At 71.9% G+C, this 19,638-nt stretch carries 21 protein-coding genes and 1 riboswitch; of the genes, 19 read left to right on the top strand and 2 right to left on the bottom strand.

The annotated features are described in order from the left end of the window. Nucleotides 1-19 precede the first annotated feature (19 nt). From pyrF to AC0NH5_RS15070, 14 genes are all read left to right on the top strand, one after another. Nucleotides 20-850, top strand: coding sequence for an orotidine-5'-phosphate decarboxylase (gene pyrF, locus AC0NH5_RS15135; protein ID WP_474403979.1), 831 nt, complete (start codon nucleotides 20-22; stop codon nucleotides 848-850). 172 nt (nucleotides 851-1,022) lie between these two features. Continuing rightward, on the top strand, nucleotides 1,023-1,340 hold the full coding sequence (mihF, locus tag AC0NH5_RS15130; protein ID WP_014446317.1) for an integration host factor, actinobacterial type: 318 nt from the start codon (nucleotides 1,023-1,025) through the stop codon (nucleotides 1,338-1,340). Between the two features lie 32 nt (nucleotides 1,341-1,372). Beyond that, a complete protein-coding gene (gmk, locus tag AC0NH5_RS15125) occupies nucleotides 1,373-1,972 on the top strand; it encodes a guanylate kinase (RefSeq protein ID WP_474403977.1) in 600 nt (199 codons plus the stop codon). Nucleotides 1,973-2,002: 30 nt separating this feature from the next. Continuing rightward, nucleotides 2,003-2,266 carry a DNA-directed RNA polymerase subunit omega gene (gene rpoZ, locus AC0NH5_RS15120; protein WP_015623990.1) on the top strand — a complete coding sequence of 88 codons (264 nt, stop codon included), beginning with the start codon at nucleotides 2,003-2,005 and terminating at the stop codon, nucleotides 2,264-2,266. A gap of 90 nt (nucleotides 2,267-2,356) precedes the next feature. Next, complete coding sequence (gene coaBC, locus AC0NH5_RS15115; RefSeq protein ID WP_474403975.1) at nucleotides 2,357-3,574, top strand: bifunctional phosphopantothenoylcysteine decarboxylase/phosphopantothenate--cysteine ligase CoaBC; 1,218 nt, start codon at nucleotides 2,357-2,359, stop codon at nucleotides 3,572-3,574. A gap of 45 nt (nucleotides 3,575-3,619) precedes the next feature. Then, nucleotides 3,620-4,810: a methionine adenosyltransferase gene (gene metK, locus AC0NH5_RS15110; protein WP_474403973.1), complete on the top strand. Its 1,191-nt coding sequence runs from the start codon at nucleotides 3,620-3,622 to the stop codon at nucleotides 4,808-4,810. A gap of 88 nt (nucleotides 4,811-4,898) precedes the next feature. Next, nucleotides 4,899-5,516, top strand: a complete 618-nt coding sequence (locus tag AC0NH5_RS15105) for a histidine phosphatase family protein (RefSeq protein WP_474403971.1) — start codon at nucleotides 4,899-4,901, stop codon at nucleotides 5,514-5,516. 145 nt (nucleotides 5,517-5,661) lie between these two features. Beyond that, a complete protein-coding gene (locus tag AC0NH5_RS15100) occupies nucleotides 5,662-7,731 on the top strand; it encodes a primosomal protein N' (RefSeq protein ID WP_474403969.1) in 2,070 nt (689 codons plus the stop codon). 58 nt (nucleotides 7,732-7,789) lie between these two features. After that, the gene (def, locus tag AC0NH5_RS15095) at nucleotides 7,790-8,347 is read left to right on the top strand and encodes a peptide deformylase (RefSeq protein WP_474403967.1); all 558 of its coding nucleotides are present in this window, start codon (nucleotides 7,790-7,792) and stop codon (nucleotides 8,345-8,347) included. 4 nt (nucleotides 8,348-8,351) lie between these two features. Next, a complete protein-coding gene (fmt, locus tag AC0NH5_RS15090) occupies nucleotides 8,352-9,278 on the top strand; it encodes a methionyl-tRNA formyltransferase (RefSeq protein WP_474403965.1) in 927 nt (308 codons plus the stop codon). After that, nucleotides 9,275-10,744 (top strand): RsmB/NOP family class I SAM-dependent RNA methyltransferase, encoded by a 1,470-nt coding sequence (locus AC0NH5_RS15085; RefSeq protein ID WP_474403963.1) that lies wholly within the window; start codon nucleotides 9,275-9,277, stop codon nucleotides 10,742-10,744. The genes fmt and AC0NH5_RS15085 overlap by 4 nt, the downstream gene beginning before the upstream one ends. 90 nt (nucleotides 10,745-10,834) lie before the next feature. After that, nucleotides 10,835-11,566 carry a ribulose-phosphate 3-epimerase gene (gene rpe / locus AC0NH5_RS15080; protein WP_474403961.1) on the top strand — a complete coding sequence of 244 codons (732 nt, stop codon included), beginning with the start codon at nucleotides 10,835-10,837 and terminating at the stop codon, nucleotides 11,564-11,566. Between the two features lie 57 nt (nucleotides 11,567-11,623). Then, nucleotides 11,624-12,625 carry a GGDEF domain-containing response regulator gene (locus AC0NH5_RS15075; protein ID WP_474403959.1) on the top strand — a complete coding sequence of 334 codons (1,002 nt, stop codon included), beginning with the start codon at nucleotides 11,624-11,626 and terminating at the stop codon, nucleotides 12,623-12,625. A 3-nt stretch (nucleotides 12,626-12,628) separates the two neighbouring features. Next, nucleotides 12,629-13,285, top strand: coding sequence for an HAD family hydrolase (locus AC0NH5_RS15070; protein WP_474403957.1), 657 nt, complete (start codon nucleotides 12,629-12,631; stop codon nucleotides 13,283-13,285). On the opposite strand, the gene AC0NH5_RS15065 is transcribed toward AC0NH5_RS15070, so the two are convergent. Together AC0NH5_RS15065 and AC0NH5_RS15060 are read right to left on the bottom strand one after the other, a co-directional pair. Continuing rightward, nucleotides 13,252-13,902: a lysophospholipid acyltransferase family protein gene (locus AC0NH5_RS15065; RefSeq protein ID WP_474403955.1), complete on the bottom strand. Its 651-nt coding sequence runs from the start codon at nucleotides 13,900-13,902 to the stop codon at nucleotides 13,252-13,254. The genes AC0NH5_RS15070 and AC0NH5_RS15065 overlap by 34 nt on opposite strands. Then, nucleotides 13,899-14,471, bottom strand: coding sequence for a TetR/AcrR family transcriptional regulator (locus AC0NH5_RS15060; protein ID WP_474403952.1), 573 nt, complete (start codon nucleotides 14,469-14,471; stop codon nucleotides 13,899-13,901). Before AC0NH5_RS15060 ends, AC0NH5_RS15065 begins: the two co-directional genes overlap by 4 nt. A gap of 76 nt (nucleotides 14,472-14,547) precedes the next feature. Between AC0NH5_RS15060 and AC0NH5_RS15055 the strand changes: the two genes are divergently transcribed. The 5 genes from AC0NH5_RS15055 (at nucleotide 14,548) to ribH (ending at nucleotide 19,450) form a co-directional block, all read left to right on the top strand. Continuing rightward, complete coding sequence (locus AC0NH5_RS15055; RefSeq protein WP_474403950.1) at nucleotides 14,548-15,753, top strand: aminotransferase class V-fold PLP-dependent enzyme; 1,206 nt, start codon at nucleotides 14,548-14,550, stop codon at nucleotides 15,751-15,753. A 6-nt stretch (nucleotides 15,754-15,759) separates the two neighbouring features. Further along, a riboswitch (FMN riboswitch) is annotated at nucleotides 15,760-15,911 on the top strand. Nucleotides 15,912-16,040: 129 nt separating this feature from the next. Next, on the top strand, nucleotides 16,041-17,105 hold the full coding sequence (gene ribD / locus AC0NH5_RS15050; protein ID WP_474403948.1) for a bifunctional diaminohydroxyphosphoribosylaminopyrimidine deaminase/5-amino-6-(5-phosphoribosylamino)uracil reductase RibD: 1,065 nt from the start codon (nucleotides 16,041-16,043) through the stop codon (nucleotides 17,103-17,105). Next, a complete protein-coding gene (locus AC0NH5_RS15045; protein WP_474403946.1) occupies nucleotides 17,106-17,705 on the top strand; it encodes a riboflavin synthase in 600 nt (199 codons plus the stop codon). Then, nucleotides 17,698-18,909: a bifunctional 3,4-dihydroxy-2-butanone-4-phosphate synthase/GTP cyclohydrolase II gene (locus AC0NH5_RS15040; RefSeq protein WP_474403944.1), complete on the top strand. Its 1,212-nt coding sequence runs from the start codon at nucleotides 17,698-17,700 to the stop codon at nucleotides 18,907-18,909. The genes AC0NH5_RS15045 and AC0NH5_RS15040 overlap by 8 nt, the downstream gene beginning before the upstream one ends. Nucleotides 18,910-18,973: 64 nt before the next feature. Beyond that, nucleotides 18,974-19,450, top strand: a complete 477-nt coding sequence (gene ribH / locus AC0NH5_RS15035) for a 6,7-dimethyl-8-ribityllumazine synthase (RefSeq protein WP_474403942.1) — start codon at nucleotides 18,974-18,976, stop codon at nucleotides 19,448-19,450. Nucleotides 19,451-19,638: the final 188 nt, after the last annotated feature.

Genomic DNA, 19,638 nt, shown 5'->3' with positions numbered 1-19,638 from the left:
ACAGAAGGGTGAATTGCCAATGGAGACCTTCGGCGAACGACTTCACGCGGCCGTCGCGGAACGGGGACCGCTGTGTGTCGGCATCGATCCGCATGCCGCTCTCCTCGCCCGCTGGGGCCTCTCCGACGACATCGCCGGCCTGGAACGCTTCGCCCGTACGGTGGTCGACGCGCTGGCCGATCGGGTGGCCGTTCTGAAGCCTCAGTCCGCTTTTTTTGAGAGATTTGGGTCACGTGGCATCGCGATTCTTGAGTCAACTATCCGACAGTCTCGAGAGGCCGGAGCGCTTGTCATTCTCGACGTGAAACGTGGCGACATCGGCTCGACGATGGCCGCATACGCGTCCGCCTATCTGGATCCGGCGAGTTCTCTGTGTGCCGACGCGATTACTGTGAGTCCCTATCTCGGAGTCGGCTCGCTGCGACCGGCATTCGATCTGGCGGCCGCTCACGGGGGCGGAGTCTTCGTCCTCGCGCTCACCTCCAACCCCGAGGGCCCGACCGTCCAACATGCCGTCACGAGCGCCGGAAAAACTGTGGCGCAAACGGTGGTAGACGAGATTGCGCAGGTCAACGCGGGTGCGACGCCGCTCGGAAGCCTCGGGCTCGTGGTCGGCGCGACGATCGGCGAGACCGGTCACGATCTGTCCAAGATCAACGGTCCGCTGCTTTCGCCGGGCCTCGGAGCCCAGGGCGCCACCCCCGCCGACCTGCGCGCCGTCTTCGGCGAAAGCCTGCGGAACGTGTTGCCCTCGTACTCACGCGAGGTCCTCGCCGCGGGCCCGGAGATCACCGCTCTGCGGGCCGCGACGAGCCGTGTTCTTGACGACTGCCGAGCCGCGCTCGGGTGAAAGAGCCTGCTTAGCGGCGCGGGTCGCGGGGTACCCCCACGTTGCCGAAACCGGCGTTGACCGCTAGTTTTCCCGGCGCCGGGAACCACATGCCCCTTTGGTTCCCTGGCACACCACGTTTCACAGAAGCGCCGGTATTGCTACCGCCGCGTAAGGGACCTGAGGAGAACTGGTGCCGCTCCCGTCACTGAGCCCCGAACAGCGCCAAGCTGCGCTGGAGAAGGCCGCGGAAGTTCGCAAGGCTCGGGCTGAGCTCAAGGAACAGCTCAAGTCCGGGAAGACCACCCTCGCCGCCGTGCTGGACCGCGCGGAGGCTGACGAGGTCGTCGGCAAGCTGAAGGTCTCGGCCGTGCTTCAGGCGCTGCCGGGCATCGGCAAGATCCGCGCGACCCAGATCATGGAGAAGCTGAAGATCGCCGAGAGCCGCCGGCTCCGGGGTCTCGGCGACCAGCAGCGCAAGGCCCTCCTGGGGGAGTTCGCTGCGAACTGACTCATCGGCTCGTGTAGGAATGAGCCGTGAGCATGGATGACGACGCGCGCCCGGCAGCCCGCCTCACCGTTCTGTCCGGCCCCTCCGGGGTCGGCAAGGACAGTGTGATCGAGCTGATCCGGGCGCGCTCGCCCTGGATCAGACTGTCCGTTTCGGCGACGACCCGGAAGAAACGTGACTATGAGACCGAGGGGGAGCATTACCACTTCGTCACGAGGTCCGACTTCCAGCGCCTGATCGACGGTGACCAGTTGCTGGAGTGGGCCGAGTTCGCGGGCAACCTCTACGGCACACCCCGGGCGCAGGTCGAGGGCTGGCTCCAACAGGGCCGGCCCGTTTTGTTGAAGATCGACCTTCAGGGCGCCCGGCAGGTCCGGGCGGCGATGCCGGGGGCCCGCCTGGTCTTCCTCGCCCCGCCCAGCGTCGAGGAGCTGAAACGCCGCCTCGTCGGGCGCGGGACCGACGACGAGGAGACGATCAACCGCCGGCTGGCCCACGCGGACGAAGAACTGGCTGCTGAGGCGGAGTTCGACGTCACCGTCGTGAACGACTTCGTCGAAAGGGCAGCTGACGAGCTGGTAGGCTTGCTCGGTTCGTCATATTTGACGCCAACATCAGCTGTCGAGCATTAGCCTCTGTCGAGTATTAAGGAATTCACCACAGTGGGAACCATCGCGAACCCCGAGGGCATCACCAATCCGCCGATCGACGAGCTGCTGGACAAGACCTCGTCGAAGTACTCGCTGGTGATCTTCGCGGCCAAGCGCGCCCGCCAGGTCAACGCCTACTACAGCCAGCTGGGTGAGGGTCTCCTCGAATACGTGGGGCCGCTGGTCGAGACCACGCCGCAGGAGAAGCCGCTCTCGATCGCGATGCGTGAGATCAACGCCGGTCTCCTCACCGCCGAGGCCACGGACAACCCGTAAGGTTTCAGCTGCACTTCCTGATCCCGTGTCCACATTGTGGGCGCGGGATCAATTGTTATCTGAGGTCCTGTGATCACGGAGGGTGAGTCGGTGGCCGAAGTCGTCCTGGGCGTCGGTGGCGGGATCGCCGCCTACAAGGCCTGTGAGTTGCTGCGCCTGTTCACCGAGTCGGGGCACGCGGTGCGGGTGGTGCCGACGGCGTCCGCGCTGAAGTTCGTGGGGGAGCCGACCTGGGCCGCGCTCTCCGGCCGGCCGGTGGCCACCGAGGTGTGGGCCGGCGTGCACGAGGTGCCGCACGTGCGGATCGGCCGGGCGGCGGAACTGGTCGTGGTGGCACCGGCGACCGCGGACCTGCTGGCCAAGGCGGCGCACGGCATCGCCGACGATCTGCTGACCAACACGCTGCTCACGGCTACCTGCCCGATCGTGTACGCGCCGGCCATGCACACCGAGATGTGGGAGAACCCGGCCACCCGGGCCAACGTCGCGACGCTGCGCTCCCGCGGGGCGATCGTGATCGAGCCCGCCGTGGGCCGGCTCACCGGGCGGGACACCGGCAAGGGGCGGCTCCCGGACCCGGCCGCGATCTTCGAGTACGCGATGCGCGTACACCGGCGGGGTGCTGATCTTGATCTTGTTGATCGTCAGGTGGTGGTGACCGCCGGTGGCACGCGGGAGCCGCTCGACCCGGTGCGTTTCCTGGGGAACCGGTCGTCCGGCAAGCAGGGCTACGCGCTCGCCCGGGCCGCGCTGGCGCGAGGCGCCCGGGTGACGCTGATCGCGGCCAACGTCTCGCTGGCCGACCCGGCGGGCGCCGACATCGTGCGGGTCGGCACCACCGAGGAGCTGCGCAAGGCGACGGTCGAGGCGGCCGCCTCGGCGGACGTGGTGGTGATGGCCGCGGCGCCGGCCGACTTCCGGCCGCAGTCGATCGCGGAGCAGAAGATCAAGAAGACCGACGACGGTACGCCGGCGCCGATCGTTCTCACCACCAATCCGGACATCGCGGCCGAACTGGGTGCCGCCAAACGTCCCGGGCAGCTGCTCGTGGCCTTCGCCGCGGAGACTCACGACGCGCTCGAGCACGCGCGTGCCAAGCTGGTGAAGAAACGTGCGGACCTGATCGTCGTTAACGAGGTGGGTCCGGACCTGGTGTTCGGCCAAGATCGGAACACGGTCACGCTGCTGGGCGCCGACGGTGCCACCGCGGCACTCGGCGAACTCCCGAAAGACGATGTGGCGGATAGGATTTTCGACCACGTCGTGGCACGCCTGGATGCCCAGGTCCGAGACGCTCAGCGGGGCTGACTACACTTCCGCGTTACGTTGTATTCGACAAATCTGAGGAGCACCGTGGCACGCCGCCTGTTCACCTCCGAGTCGGTCACGGAAGGCCACCCGGACAAGATCGCTGACCAGATCAGCGACGGCATTCTCGACGCCCTGCTCGCCCAGGACCCGCGCAGCCGCGTCGCGGTGGAGACCCTCATCACCACCGGCCAGGTGCACGTCGCGGGCGAGGTCACCACGCAGGCGTACGCCGACATCCCCAGCATCGTCCGTGACACGATCCTGAAGATCGGTTACGACTCGTCGAAGAAGGGCTTCGACGGCGCGTCCTGCGGCGTCAGCGTCTCCATCGGCTCGCAGTCGCCGGACATCGCCCAGGGCGTCGACAGCGCCATCGAGCTGCGCGAGGGCGACTCCGACCACGTTCTCGACTCGCAGGGCGCCGGCGACCAGGGCATGATGTTCGGCTTCGCCTGCTCGGAGACGCCCGAGCTGATGCCGCTGCCGATCGCGCTCGCGCACCGCCTGGCCCGCCGGCTGTCCGCCGCGCGCAAGGACGGCACGATCCCCTACCTGCGCCCGGACGGCAAGACCCAGGTCACCATCGAGTACGACGGTCTGCGCCCGGTCCGCCTCGACACGGTCGTCGTCTCGTCGCAGCACGCCGCGGACATCTCCCTCGAATCGCTGCTGACCCCGGACATCCGCGAGCACGTGATCGCCCCCGAGCTGGAGGGCCTCGGCATCGACACCGAGGGCTACCGGCTGCTGGTGAACCCGACCGGGCGCTTCGAGATCGGCGGCCCGATGGGCGACGCCGGCCTCACCGGTCGCAAGATCATCGTGGACACCTACGGCGGTTACGCCCGGCACGGCGGCGGCGCGTTCTCCGGCAAGGACCCGTCCAAGGTGGACCGCTCCGCGGCGTACGCGATGCGCTGGGTCGCCAAGAACGTCGTGGCGGCCGGCCTCGCCGAGCGGTGCGAGACCCAGGTGGCCTACGCGATCGGCAAGGCGCACCCGGTGTCGCTGTTCGTGGAGACCTTCGGCACCGAGAACGTGCCGGTCGAGCGCATCGAGAAGGCCATCAACGAGGTCTTCGACCTGCGGCCCGCGGCGATCATCCGCGACCTGGACCTGCTGCGCCCGATCTATGCGCAGACGGCCGCCTACGGGCACTTCGGCCGGGAGCTTGCGGACCTCAAGTGGGAGAGCACGGAGCGGGCCCAGGACCTGAAGAACGCCGCTTCCTGACGAGAAGAGCATCGCTGACCGGCGCCGTCCCACGCGGGCGGCGCCGGTTCGCTTTCCGGCCGCCGTGATCCGCACGGAGGTCGTTTGCGTGTTTGTTCCCATGACCATCATGGGCGGTTCCGGCGGTTCCTCCTCGGCGATGACGGCTGTCCAGGGCGAGCGGGTGATCATCGTCCGGCACGCGATGCCGGCGGTCGACCCCGACGTCCCGGCCGAGCGATGGTCCCTGGCCTGGGACAGCCGCGTCGCCGCGCGCCTGCTGCGGCTGCACGTCACCCACCCCGCCCACTACGTGACCAGCACCGAGCCGAAGGCCGCCCAGACCATGCAGGAGATCGCCGGGGCGCAGCGGCTGGTCACCGATCCCGATCTCGCCGAGGTGCACCGGCCGCACGTGTGGTTCGCCGACGAACAGGAATACCGGGCGGCGGCCCTCGCCTACGCCGGTGGCGCCTGCCCGGACGGCTGGGAACCGCAGGAATCGGTGATCGCCCGGTTCGGCGCCGCGGTGGTGCGGCACGCCGCGGACGCGGCGGCCCGGGGATGCACCCTGATCATCGGTACGCACGGACTCGCCCCGACGGTCTGGATGGCCGGCCGGTACGAGCTGGACTGCGAGCCGGGCCGCTTCTGGTCGCAGTTGCGCTTCCCGGACGTGGTCGAGATCGATCTGGTCCGGGAGAGGGTGAACTGTCTGGCGCACTGAGCGGCTTCCGCTGTTCCTCGCCGCGGGCCGTGTGTGGCCGGACCTGGCCGTGCGTGAGGAGTCCGGCACCGGGGCCTCGGCCGGAGCGGTGGGGTTGCGGCGGTGCCCGGCGGAAGTGTCGTACCGGCCGGGCACAATGTTGGCGATGGCAGGCAAGGGGACACGCAGCGAACGGGAGCCGGCCGAGCGGCTGCCCGTCGCCCGGGTCTGCGTCGACGTGTCGCTCGCGCACCTGGACCGGCCGTTCGACTATCTGGTCGCCACCACCGACGACGAGGCAGCCCAGCCCGGCGTCCGGGTGAAGGTGCGGTTCGCCGGGCAACTGGTGAGCGGGTTCCTGCTGGAGCGGGTGGAGGCCTCGGAGCATGGCGGCAAGCTGGCCTTTCTGGAGAAGGTGGTCTCGCCGGAGCGGGTGCTCGACCCGGAGGTGGCCCGGCTCGCCCGGGCCGTCGCCGACCGCTATGCGGGCAATCTCTGCGACGTGCTGAGGTTGGCGGTGCCGCCGAGACACGCGCGGGCGGAGGCCCCGAAGCCCTCGGCATCGCCGGCGCCGGCGCCTGCGGTGGGCGGCGTGGCGCCGGAGCCGGGTGTCGCTGCTGAGCCGGCGGTGGGTGCTGAGCCGGCGGTGGCTGCTGAGCCGGCGGTGGGGGCGGTCGGCGGCTGGGAGTCGTATGAGGCGGCCCCTGCCTTCCTGCGAGCTCTGGAGGAGGGCCGGCCCGCGCGGGCGGTCTGGTCCGCGCTGCCCGGTGAGGACTGGCCGGCCCGGATCGCCGAGGCCGCCGCGGCGACCGTGCGCGGCGGGCGCGGGGTGGTGATCGTGGTGGCCGACGCGCGGGACCTGGACCGGGTGGACCGGGCGCTGACCGCTGTCCTCGGCGACAGCCCGCTGCCCGGTGGGCGGCACGTCGCGCTCAACGCGGCGCTGGGGCCGGCCGAGCGTTACCGGCGGTTCCTGGCGGCGAGCCGGCATCAGGTCTCGGTCGTGGCCGGGACGCGGGCGGCGATGTGGGCGCCGGTGCCGAAACTCGGGCTCGTGGTGATCTGGGACGACGGTGACGACCTGCATGCGGAGCCGCGGGCGCCCTACCCGCACGCGCGCGACGTGTTGCTGACCCGGGCGCAGCTGGCGGAGTCCGCCGCGTTGGTCGGCGGCTTCGCGCGTACCGGGGAGGGGCAGTTGCTCCTGGAGACCGGCTGGGCGAAAGAGATCGTCGCGGCCCGGGTGACGCTGCGCCGCCGTTCGCCGGCGATCGCGCCGACCGGGGACGACCCGCAGCTGGCCCGCGATCCGGGTGCGGTCAGCGCCCGTCTGCCCAGCCTGGCCTGGCAGACCGCGCGGCAGGCGCTGCAGGCCGACGCCCCGGTTCTGGTGCAGGTGCCGCGCCGTGGCTACCTGCCGTCGGTGGCGTGCGCCGAGTGCCGCACCCCGGCGCGGTGCCCGCACTGTTCCGGGCCGCTGGGGCTGCAGGGCGCCCGGGACGTGCCGTCCTGCCACTGGTGCGGGCGCGCGTCCGCGGCGTTCACCTGCCCGGCCTGCGGCGAGCGTCGCCTGCGCGCCTCGGTGACCGGCGCCCGGCGGACGGCCGAGGAGCTGGGCCGGGCCTTTCCCGGTGTGCCGGTGCGCACGTCCGGGCGGGACGAGATCTTGGACACGGTGCCCGGGGTGGCGTCGCTCGTGGTCGCGACGCCGGGGGCCGAGCCGGTGGCCGAGGGCGGTTACGGCGCGGTGCTTCTGCTGGACACCTGGGCGTTGCTGAGCCGGGCCGATCTGCGGGCAGCCGAGGAGACCATGCGGCGCTGGCTGAACGCGGCGGCGCTGGCCCGGTCGGCGCCGGACGGCGGCCGGGTGGTCGTGGTCGCGGACGGCGGGCTGGCGCCGGTGCAGGCGCTGTTGCGCTGGGACCCGGGCTGGTTCGCGGCCCGTGAGCTGGCCGAACGCCGCGAGCTGGGCTTTCCGCCCGCGGCCCGGATGGCGAGTGTCACCGGCTCCGCCGCCGCGGTGGCCGAGCTGCTCTCGCTGGCCCGGCTGCCGGACGGGGTGGAGATCCTGGGGCCGGTGCCGGCCGCCGACGAGCAGGAGCGGATGCTGTTGCGGGTGTCCCGTTCCGGGGCTGCCGCCCTGGCGCAGGCGCTGCACGAGGCGGCCGGGGTGCGCAGTGCCAAGAAGGCGGCGCTGACCGTGCGTGTCCAGGTGGATCCGGCCGACCTGTTCTGACATTCGGCACTCCGTAAACTGGTCGGGTGCCGTTCACCAGAGTCAGGAGTACCGTCGCGTGACCGTCCAGCCCATCCGTCTCTTCGGCGACCCGGTGCTGCGCACGCCGGCCGACACCGTCGTCGACTTCGACAAGGAACTGCGCAATCTGGTCAAGGACCTTGTCGAGACCATGCAGGACGAGGGCGGCGCCGGGCTGGCCGCGCCGCAGCTCGGTGTGGGCCTGCGGGTGTTCACCTTCGACGTGGACGACGTGGTCGGGCACATCGTCAACCCGGTGCTCTCGTTCCCCGACGACGAGGAGCAGGACGGCCCGGAGGGGTGTCTCTCCATCCCGGGCATCTACATCGACACCAAGCGCCGGCAGAACGTGGTGGCGGCCGGCTTCAACGAGCACGGTGACCCCATCCAGCTGGTCGGCACCGGCCTGATGGCCCGGTGTGTGCAGCACGAGACCGACCACCTGGACGGCGTGCTGTTCCTGGACCGGCTGGACGCCGCCGCCCGCAAGGAAGCGATGAAGCAGATCCGCTCCGCCGAGTGGTACGACGCGGGCAAGCCGCTTACGGTCAAGGAGAGCCCGCACGGCCGGGGCATCTTCGGGCTCGGCCGGTGACCTGATGCGCCTGATCTTCGCCGGGACGCCGTCCGTGGCGGTCCCCAGCCTGGACGCGATCGCCGCGTCCGGGCACGACCTGGTCGCCGTGGTGACCCGCCCGGACGCACCCGCGGGCCGTGGCCGCCGGCTGGTGCGCTCGCCCGCCGGGGCGTGGGCCGACGAGCGGGGCATCGAGGTGCTCACCCCGGAGAAGCCCCGCGACCCCGACTTCCAGGAGCGGCTGCGGCAGCTCGCGCCGGACTGCATGCCGGTGGTGGCCTACGGGGCGCTGGTCCCGCCCGCGGCACTGGAGATCCCGAAACACGGCTGGGTGAACCTGCACTTCTCGCTGCTGCCCGCCTGGCGCGGAGCGGCGCCCGTGCAGCACGCCGTCCTGCACGGCGACGAGGTGACCGGCGCCAGCGTCTTCGAGCTGGAGGCGGGACTCGACACCGGCCCGGTCTACGGCACGCTCACCGAGCAGATCAGGTTCAACGACACCTCGGGGGACCTGCTCGATCGGCTCGCCGTCGAGGGGGCCGGGCTGCTCGTCGCGGTGCTCGACGCGATCGAGGCGGGCACCGCGCGGGCGCACACGCAGCCGGCCGACGGGGTGTCGTTCGCCCCGAAGCTGACCGTCGAGGACGCCCGGATCCGCTGGGACGACCCGGCGTTCGCGGTGGACCGGCGGATCCGCGCCTGCACACCGGCGCCGGGCGCGTGGACCACCTTGCGTGCCGAGCGGCTGAAGCTGGGCCCGGTGCGGCCGGTGGCGAACGCCCCGCACCTGGAGCCGGGCGAGCTGCTGGTGGAGCGCAAGCAGGTGCTGGCCGGCACGGCGACCACTCCGGTGCAACTGGGTGAGGTCCGTGCGGCAGGTAAGAAGCCGATGTCCGCCACCGACTGGGCGCGCGGCATGCGAATCGAAGCTGGGGAGAAGCTTTCTTGAGTGAGCACAGGGCCTCGCGGCCGCACGGTGGCCGGCCGAGCCGGCCGAGCGGCCCGGGACATCCCCGGGACGAGCGCAGCGGCCGGGCGCCGCGGGCCGGCCGCCCGCCGTCCGACCCGGCGCGGCAGGCGGCGTACGAGGCGATCGCTGCCGTGCACCGCGACGACGCGTACGCGAACCTGGTCCTCTCCGACATCCTCGACGGGATGGGGCTGACCGGCCGGGACGCGGCGTTCACCACCGAACTGACGTACGGGACGCTGCGTGCCCTCGGCACCCTCGACCTGATCGTCGCGGCGGCCGCGGGGCGCGACGTGGCCCGGATCGACCCGCCCGCCCGGGACGCGCTCCGGCTGGGGGCATACCAGCTGCTCTACACCCGGGTCCCGGCACACGCGGCGGTCAACCAGACCGTCGACCTGGTCCGTTCGGTGGCGCCCGGTGCGGCCGGCTTCGCCAACGCGGTGATGCGGACCATCTCCGAGACGACGCTGGACGCCTGGCTGGCGCGGGTCGCGCCGGACTACGAGAGCGACCCGATCGCCAACCTGGCCGTCATGCACCACCACCCGGAGTGGGTGATCCGGGCGTTCGCCGAGGCGCTCGGCGGCGACCTGGACGACACCGCCCGCCTGCTGATCGAGGACAACCAGCCGCCCGCGGTGCACCTGTGCGCGCGGCCGGGGCGGGCCGACGCGGTCGAGCTGGCCGACGAGGTGGACGGGGTGCCCGGCGCCTTCTCGCCGTACGCGGTGTACCTCAACGGCGGCGCGCCGCGCGACCTGTCCGCCATCCGGCAGGGCCGGGCGCACGTGCAGGACGAGGGCTCGCAGCTGGTGGCCGCCGCGCTGCTGGCGGCGCCGATCGAGGGCCGCGACACCCGCTGGCTGGACCTGTGCGCGGGCCCGGGCGGCAAGACCGGCCTGATGGGGGCGATCGCCGCGGGCCGGGGCGCCGAGGTGACCGCGGTCGAGGTGGCCGAGCATCGGGCCCGGCTGGTCGAGCAGGCCACCGAGGGGATGCCGGTGACGGTGTTCCCGATGGACGGCCGGTCGGTGGGCCGCGACCCGGACCTGCCGGAGGAGGCGTTCGACCGGGTGCTGGTGGACGCGCCGTGCACCGGCCTGGGCTCGCTGCGCCGCCGGCCGGAGTCCCGCTGGCGCCGGACGCCGGCCGACCTGCCGCCGCTCACCAAGTTGCAGCGGGAGCTGCTGGTGGCGGCGCTGCGGGCGGTGCGACCCGGTGGCGTGGTGGCTTATGTGACGTGTTCGCCGCACATGGTGGAGACGCAGGTGACGGTCAGCGAGGGGGCCCGGCGCAGCGGCGTCGAGGTCGACTTCGTGGACGCCCGGCCGCTGTTGCCGCCGGGGATGCCGGGGCTGGGGCCGGGGCCGACGGTGCAGCTGTGGCCGCACCGGCACGGCACCGACGCGATGTTCCTGGCGGTCCTGCGCCGCACCAGCTGAGCGCACGCCTGCGTGGGGATCTTCGGGTGCGGGGCGCACCCGGAGTCCCCACGCAGGGTTCGGCTGCGGTTGTGTGGTCGCGCTGGGTGAATGTCACAGTGGTCCCGGGTCGGCGGCCCACCCGCGAGTCATACACTTTCAGCCGTGACTCCGACGCCGATCATCGCGCCCAGCATCCTCGCCTCGGACTTCTCCCGCCTGGCCGAGGAGATCCACACCATCGAGGGCGCCGCGGACTGGGCGCACGTGGACGTCATGGACAACCACTTCGTGCCGAACCTGACGATCGGTCTCCCGGTGGTGCAGAGCCTGCGCAAGGCGACCACGATCCCGTTCGACGTGCACCTGATGATCACCGACCCGGAGCGGTGGGCCCCGGCGTACGCGGAGGCCGGCGCCTACAACGTCACCTTCCACGCGGAGGCCTGCGACGACCCGGTGGCTCTGGCGCGGACGCTGCGCGCGGCCGGCGCGAAGGCGGGGCTGGCCATCGACCGGGACACCCCGGTCGAGCCGTACCTGGAGTTGTTGCCCTATCTGGACACCGTCCTGATCATGACGATCAAGGCGGGCTTCGGCGGGCAGGCGTTCATGCCGGAGCTGCTGGACAAGGTGCGCGACGTGCGCCGCCGCATCGCGGTGAACGACCTGCAGGTCCGGGTCGAGGTGGACGGCGGCATCGCGGCCGACACCATCGAGCAGGCCGCCGAGGCGGGCGCCGACGCGTTCGTGGCGGGCACCGCGGTGTACGGCGCCGCCGACCCCGCCGAGGCCATCCGGAAGCTGCGCGCGCTCGCCGCCGCCAAGATGGGGGTGGCGTGACCGGCCTCTTCAGGCCCATCATCGTAAATTCATGCCCCGGCAGTCCAGGAAGGTGCGATGAGCACGGCTGAGTCGCGACCCGAGGTCGACCCCCTGGAGCTGGACCCGGAGGAGGGTCCGGATCTCATCCTGGTGGTCGACGACGACAAGGACATCGCCAGCTTCGTCGAGTTCAACCTCAAGATCGAGGGGTTCGAGGTGATCCGGGCCCGGGACGGCCAGGAAGCCCTCGAGTTGATGGAGACGCACCGGCCGGACCTGGCGATCGTCGACTGGATGATGCCGCGGATGGACGGCGTCGAGCTGATCCAGAACCTGCGTGCCGACCCGCTCACCTCGGCGCTCCCGGTGATCATGCTGACCGCCAAGTCGATGACCGTGGACAAGGTCTACGGGCTGAAGGCGGGCGCGGACGACTACCTGGTGAAGCCGTTCGACACCTCCGAGCTGATGGCGCGGGTGACCACCACGCTGCGGCGGAACAAGGAGTTCCGGGAGGTCTCGCCGCTGACCGGGCTGCCCGGCAACGCCCGGGTGCGGCGTGAGATCGGCGAGCGGATGCGCGCCGGCGGGGAATACTCGGTGGGGTACATCGACGTCGACCGGTTCAAGAGCGTGAACGACGTCTACGGGTTCGACCGGGGCGACGAGTTCATCACCGCGCTGGCCCGCAGCCTGCAGCGGGCGGCCGGGAAGACCGGCAAGCCGTCGATCTTCCTGGGGCACATCGGCGGCGACGACTTCGTCTTCATCTGCGCGCCGGAGCAGGTTCTGCCGCTGACGAAACGGACCGTCACCGACTTCGAGCAGGCCGCCGACCGGCTCTACGAGCCCAAGGACGCGCAGCGGGGATACATCGAGGTGCCGGACCGGCGCGGCAACAAGCAGAAGGCGGCCCTGGTGACGCTGTCGATCGGGGTGGCGCAGGCGACGGCGGACGGACGCCGGTTCACCGATCCCCGGGTGGTCATCGCGGTGGCCTCGGAGATGAAGAAGGTGGCGAAGTCGCAGCCGGGCTCCTACGTCGCCATCGACCGGCGCCGGAGCGACGCCGAGTAAGCCGTGTACCGGGGTTATCTGGTCGACGTCTTCGGGACGCTCGTGCACGACGACGAGACCCGCGTCCTCGCGCTCTGCCATGAGATCGCGAACCTGTCGGGCGCGCCCGTCACGGCGGTGGAGCTGGAGTGGGAGCGGCGGATCTGGGCGGCGGCCGGAGCCTCCCACGGCTCCCGGTTCCGCTCGCTCGCGGAGCTGACCGTGACGAGCCTGGCGGACACCGCCGCCCATTTCGGGGCGTCCCTCGACGTCCGCGAACGATGGCGGCGCAGCGCCCCCGGGACGGCGCCGCTCTTCGGTGACAGCCTGCGCTTCCTCGACGCGATCCAGCACCGCGGCGCGCCGGTCTGCCTGGTCTCCGACGCGGACCGCGGCGATCTGGAACGGCTGCTGATCCGGCACCGGGTGGTGGTGGAGGGCGTCGTCACCAGCGAGGACGCCCGTGCTTACAAACCGCGGGCCGAGCCGTTCCTGATGGCGCTCGGCAAGCTCGGGTTGACGCCGGCGGACGTCCTGCACGTGGGTGACTCACCGGCCGCCGACCTGGTGGGCGCCGCCGCGCTCGGCATCGACACGGCGTTCGTGGACCGGGACGGTCGCGGCCTGCCGGCGGGCGTGCGCGCCACCTATGTGGTGCGGTCGCTGGACGAGTTGGCGTAAGCGGGCACATACTCCTGGCCGCTCAGCTCCTGGATCCGGGCGATCAGGTCGTCGGTGCGGGCGCGGACGGCCGCGGGCGCGATGTCCGGTGCCGGGGCGGGCAGCGGGGTGCCGAAGGCGATCGTGACCGGGCGCAGCAGCGGGCCGTCGCGCTCGGTGCCCCGGATGCCGATCGGGATCAGCGGGACACCGGCCCGGGCGGCCAGCCGGACAGCGCCGGTGCGGCCACGGTAGAGCCGGCCGTCCGGCGAGCGGGTGCCCTCCGGGAAGACCGCCACCAGACCGCCCGCGCGCAGGATCGGCTCCGCGGCGTCGAAGGCGGCGAGGACCTCCCGGCCGCCGCCCCGCTCGACCGGGATGGCGCCCATCCCGGTGACCACCCGGCGGGTGAGCGCGCCGCGGAGGCCGGTCGCCCGGAAATATTCCGCCTTGGCCCAGAAGGCGATGTGGCGCGGCGTCGTCACACCCAGGAAAAGCTGGTCGCCGACCGAGAGGTGATTGGGGCAGAGGACGGCCCCGCCGGTCGCCGGCAGGTTCTCCAGCCCGGTGACGGTGGGCCGCCAGATCGCGCGGACCACCGTGCCGAGGGTGCGGTCGGTCCACTGATAAAGGGTCACGAAGAGCCTCCCAGGTGTGCGGTGAGGATGGCGTCCAGGAACGGGGCCGGGTCGGAGGCGCCGGTGGCCAGCTGCAGGGTGCCCCAGTTGCGCAGCTGCGCCATGCCGTGCAGGGCCGACCAGAGCGCGCCCGCGGTGACCTCGGGCGGGTGCGCGGCGCCGGGCCGGGCCTCGGCGACGAGGTCGACCAGCAGCCGGAACAGCGGCAGGCTCGCCTCGCGCAGTCCGAGGTAACCGCTCTGCAGCAGGTCGTGCCGGAACATCAGCTCGAACATGCCGGGGTTCGCGGCGGCGTACCGCACGTGGGCCTCGGCCAGCGCCGCGACCCGGGCCCGGGGATCTGCCGGCGCGGCGTCGACGGCGGCGGTGATGTCCCGGGCGAGGTCCGCAAAACCAGACCGGGCGATCGCCGAGAGCAGCGACAGGTGGGTCGGGAAGTAGCGGCGCGGCGCACCGTGCGAGACCCCGGCACGGCGGGCGATCTCCCGCAGCGACAGGGAACCCGGGCTCTCCGTGCGGAGCAGCTCCGCGCCGACCCGGACGAGCCGGGCGCGCAGGTCGTCGGACATGGACAGTGTCTACCAAAGCGGGTAGACACTGTCTACCCGCCCCCACGGACGGCCGGAAAGGTGGCAGGGTGGATCCATGGACGTCGACGCGCTGCGCGCCATCACACCCGGCTGCCACCATCGCAACCACCTCAACAACGCGGGCGCCGCGCTGATGTCGCAACCCACCCTCGATGCGATGACCGCCCACCTGACCGCCGAGGCGCACCTCGGCGGTTACGAGGCGGCCGGCGCGGCACGGGAGCAGATCGAGGACGCCTATCGAGGGCTGGCCGAGCTGCTCAACGGCCGGCCCGACGAGATCGCCCTGTTCGACAACTCCACGCACGCCTGGCAGGCCGGGTTCTACTCGCTGCCGCTCGGTGCCGGGGACCGCATCCTGACCAGCCGCTCGGAGTACGGCAGCAACGTCCTGGCCTATCTCCAGGTCGCCCGGCGCTCCGGCGCCGAGGTCGTGATCGTGGGGAACGACGAGCACGGCCAGGTGGACACCGGCGCGCTGGCCGAGCTGATCGACGACCGGACCCGGCTGATCGGGATCACCCACGTGCCGACCTCCGGCGGCCTGGTCAACCCGGCCGCCGAGGTGGGGCGGATCGCCAAGGCCGCCGGGGTGCCCTATCTGCTGGACGCCACCCAGTCGGTGGGCCAGTTCCCGGTCGACGTCGAGGCGATCGGCTGCGACCTGCTCTGCGGCACCGGGCGCAAGTTCCTGCGCGGCCCGCGGGGAACCGGCTTCCTCTGGGTGCGCGGCGAGTTCCTGGACCGGCTCGACCCGCACGTCGCCGAGATCCGGTCGGCGGTCTGGGACGGCGCCCGCGGCTTCACCTGGGTGCCGGGCGCACGCCGGTTCGAGACCTGGGAGAGCAGCTACGTCACCACGATCGGGCTGGCCGCGGCCGTCCGGCAGGCCCTCGATCTCGGCCTGGAGGCGATCGGCGAGCGTGCCGTGCGACTCGGTGCCCGGCTGCGCGACCAGCTCGGCGAGATCCCCGGCGTCACCACCCACGACCTGGGCGCGACCCGCTGCGCCATCGTGACGGCGAAGGTCGACGGGATCGCGTCGGGCGAGGTCGTCGAGCGGCTGGCGGCCGCCGGGATCAACGTGACCGCCACCGAGGCGCTGGACAACCAGTTCGACACCGAGGACCGGGGTGTGCATCCGCTGGTCCGGTTCTCGCCGCACTACTACAACACCGAGGACGAGCTGGACCGGGCCGGGTGTGAGGTAGCTCAACTCCTGGGTGGCAAATCCGCCGGCGCGTGCAAGACTCGGGGGTGACCCACCACGCGCTGGCGGGATTCGGTGAAACTCCGAACCGGCGGTGATCCGATGCGTTCGCATCGGTAAGCCCGCGACCCGGACGTCGACCATGACGGACGGTGGACCTGGTGAGACTCCAGGGCCGACGGTTAAAGTCCGGATGGGAGACAGCGCGCGGAATCGGAGGGTCGTGCCGTCGTGGCACGACTCCGTCGAGGGTGCGCGAAGCGTACCCTCTTGTCCGATTCCCGGCGTTATCTCCCTCACCTCTCCGCGCGTGCCCAGACCGCGCGGGGAGGACCGAGATGGCGACCGAGGACGAGGCGATGCGCCGCGCTGTCGCGCTGGCCGCCCGGGGCCTCGGCACGACCAGCCCCAACCCGGTGGTCGGCTGCCTGCTGCTCGGCCCCGACGGCGAGGTCGTCGGGGAGGGCTTCCACGCGTACGCGGGCGGTCCGCACGCCGAGATCGTCGCGCTGGCCCAGGCCGGCGAACGGGCGCGGGGCGGGACCTGCGTGGTCACCCTGGAGCCGTGCAACCACACCGGGCGGACCGGCCCGTGCTCGGAGGCGCTGATCGCCGCCGGGGTGCGCCGCGTGGTGATCGCGGTCGACGACCCGACCCCGGTCGCGGCGGGCGGCGCGGCCACGCTGCGGGCCGCCGGGATCCAGGTGTCGACCGGACTGCGCCGGCCGGAGGCGGAACTCGGCAACATCGCCTGGCTGACCGCGGTGCGCCGCGGCCGGCCGTTCGTGACCTGGAAGTTCGCCGCCACGCTGGACGGGCGTTCGGCCGCGGCGGACGGCACCAGCCAGTGGATCTCCTCGGCCGAGTCCCGCAGCGACGTGCACGTCCTGCGCAGCACCGTGGACGCGATCGTGGTCGGCGTCGGCACCGTGCTCGCCGACGACCCGCAACTCACCGTCCGCGACCTGCGCGACGGCACCCTGGCCATCAAACAGCCGTTGCGTGTGGTGGCCGACTCGTCCGGTCGTACCCCCGAGAACGCTCGCGTGCGTGATGCGGCGGCACCCACCTGGATCGTCACCGCGGCCGCCGCCGGCACCGGCCCCGCGGGCCGCGTCGACCTGAACGCGCTGCTCACCGGCCTCTATGCACGCGGCGTGCGCAACGTCCTGCTGGAAGGCGGCCCCACCCTGGCCGGCGCGTTCCTCGCCGACGGCCTGGTCGACCGGGTGATCGGCTACGTCGCGCCGAAGCTGCTCGGCGCGGGCCGCACGGCCCTGCTCGACGCCGGCGTCGGGACCATCGCCGACGCCGTCGAACTCGACTTCACCGACATCGCCCAGATCGGTGGCGACCTGCGTTTCACCGCGATCCCGCGGCCCAAGCCACATGAAGGAGCCTGAATGTTCACCGGCATCGTGGAGGAACTCGGCGAGGTCGTCCGGCTCACCGAGGGCAACGCCGACTCGGCGGTCATCGCCGTGCGTGGCCCGCTGGTCACCTCGGACGCCCGCGACGGCGACTCGATCTCGGTCAACGGGGTCTGTCTCACCGTGATCGACAACGTCGACGGCGTGTTCACCGCCGACGTGATGGGGGAGACGCTGCGCCGTTCGTCGCTGGGGGCGCTCCGGCCCGGCAGCAACGTCAACCTGGAGCGGGCCGCCACCGTCGGCAGCCGCCTCGGCGGCCACCTGGTGCAGGGACACGTGGACGGCGTCGCGCGGGTGGTCGCCCGGGAGCCGGCCGACCAGTGGGAGGTGGTGCGCTTCTCGCTCCCCGCCGAGCTGGCGAGATATGTGGTGGAGAAGGGCTCGATCACCGTGGACGGGGTGTCGCTGACCGTCATGGAGGTCACCGCCGACACCTTCTCGGTCGGGATGATCCCGGCCACCTCCAAGCACACCGTGCTGGGCAGCAAGGACATCGGCGAGCCGGTCAACCTCGAGGTCGACGTGATCGCCAAGTACGTCGAGAAGATGCTGGGGAGTCGCAATGTCTGAGAGCATCGAGCGCGCCGTCAAGGACATCGCCGCCGGCCGGCCGGTGATCGTGGTGGACGACGAGGACCGGGAGAACGAGGGAGATCTGATCTTCGCGGCCGAGCACGCCACGCCGGAGCTGGTCGCGTTCATGGTCCGCTACACGTCGGGGTACATCTGCGTGGCGATCCCGGAGGACGAGGCGGACCGCCTCGAGCTGCCGCCGATGTACCACACGAACCAGGACGCCCGGAAGACCGCGTACGCGGTGACCGTGGACGCCCGCAGCGGCATCAGCACCGGCATCTCGGCCGCCGACCGGGCCCACACGATCCGTCTGCTGAGCGACGCGGCCACCCAGCCGACGGACCTGTCGCGCCCGGGGCACATCGTCCCGCTCCGCGCGAAGCCGGGCGGCGTGCTGCGCCGCCCGGGCCACACCGAGGCCTCGGTCGACCTGGCGGTGCTGGCCGGCGGTCGCGCGGCCGGCGTCCTCTGCGAGATGGTCAACGACGACGGCACCATGCAGCGCCGTCCCGACCTGGAGAAGTTCGCCGCGGAGCACGGCCTCACCCTGATCTCCATCGCCGACCTGGTCGCCCATCTGCGCGAGCGCCAGGACCGCACCCAGGTGGAGCGGGTCGTGGAGACCACGCTGCCGACCGAGCACGGCGTCTTCACCGCGGTCGGGTACCGCACCGAGGCGGACAACGGCGAGCACGTCGCGCTGGTTCACGGCGACCTCGGCGACGGCGAGGACGTGCTGGTGCGGGTGCACTCCGAATGCCTCACCGGCGACGTCTTCGACTCCCGGCGATGCGACTGCGGCCCGCAGCTGGACGCGGCCCTGGAACGGGTCGCGGCGGCCGGGCGCGGGGTGGTGCTCTACATGCGCGGGCACGAGGGGCGGGGGATCGGCCTGCTGCACAAGCTCCAGGCGTACCAGTTGCAGGACCGCGGCTTCGACACGGTCGACGCGAACCTCGAGCTGGGGCTGCCGGCCGACGCCCGCGACTACGGCATCGGGGCGCAGATCCTCTACGAGCTGGGCGTCCGTTCGATGCGGCTGCTCACCAACAACCCGGCCAAGCGGGCCGGCCTCGAGGGTTACGGACTGCGCGTCACCGGGCGGGAGTCGCTGCCGGTGCGGTTGCACCCGGAGAACGTCCACTACCTGCGCACCAAGCGCGACCGGATGGGCCACCTGTTCGAGGCGCTGGGCTGACGATCCCGCATTGGGCTGACCGATCCCTCTTGAGAGGGAAGAATGACGAAAAAGGGGGACTTACATGGCCGGCTTCGGTGATCCGCACATGGAGACTGTCGACGCGGCCGGGCTGCGGCTCGGCATCGTCGGCTCTCGGTGGCACAACGACCTGGTCGATCACATGATCGAGCGGGCCCGGGCCGCGGCCGAGGCCTGCGGCGTCCGGGACGTGTTCGTCGCCCGGGTGGCCGGCTCCGTCGAACTCCCGGTGGTCGCGCAGGCGATGGCCCGCAAGTTCGACGCCGTGGTCGCCCTCGGTGTCGTGATCAAGGGCGAGACCCAGCACTTCGAGTACGTCTGCGACGCCGTCACCAGCGGCCTCACCCGGGTGTCGCTGGACGAGGGCACACCGGTCGCGCACGGGGTGCTCACGGTGCAGAGCCTCGGCCAGGCCCGCGACCGGGCCGGCCTGGAGGACTCGATCGAGGACAAGGGCTGGCAGAGCACGGTGGCGGTGCTGGACGCGGCGCTGGCCCTCCGCGAGGTCGAAAAGGCATAAGCCACTTCTTTGGTACGACCGGTGGCGGCACCCAACCGCAACTACGCGTCCCGCCGCCATCACGCGACCTGATCGGCGGTCCCGGCTGTGCCGCGACCGCCGGGCTGACCTGCCGTCCCGGCCTCACCCCACCGGCCGGCCCCAGAGCTGAGGCCGGCCGGGCCGGCGTGCGGGGTGCAGAGGCGGAC

The sequence above is a fragment of the Actinoplanes sp. 13 genome (assembly GCF_056134165.1).
The sequence above is the reverse complement of the archived record's forward strand: the minus strand, read 5'-3'. Positions and strand labels throughout refer to the sequence as shown.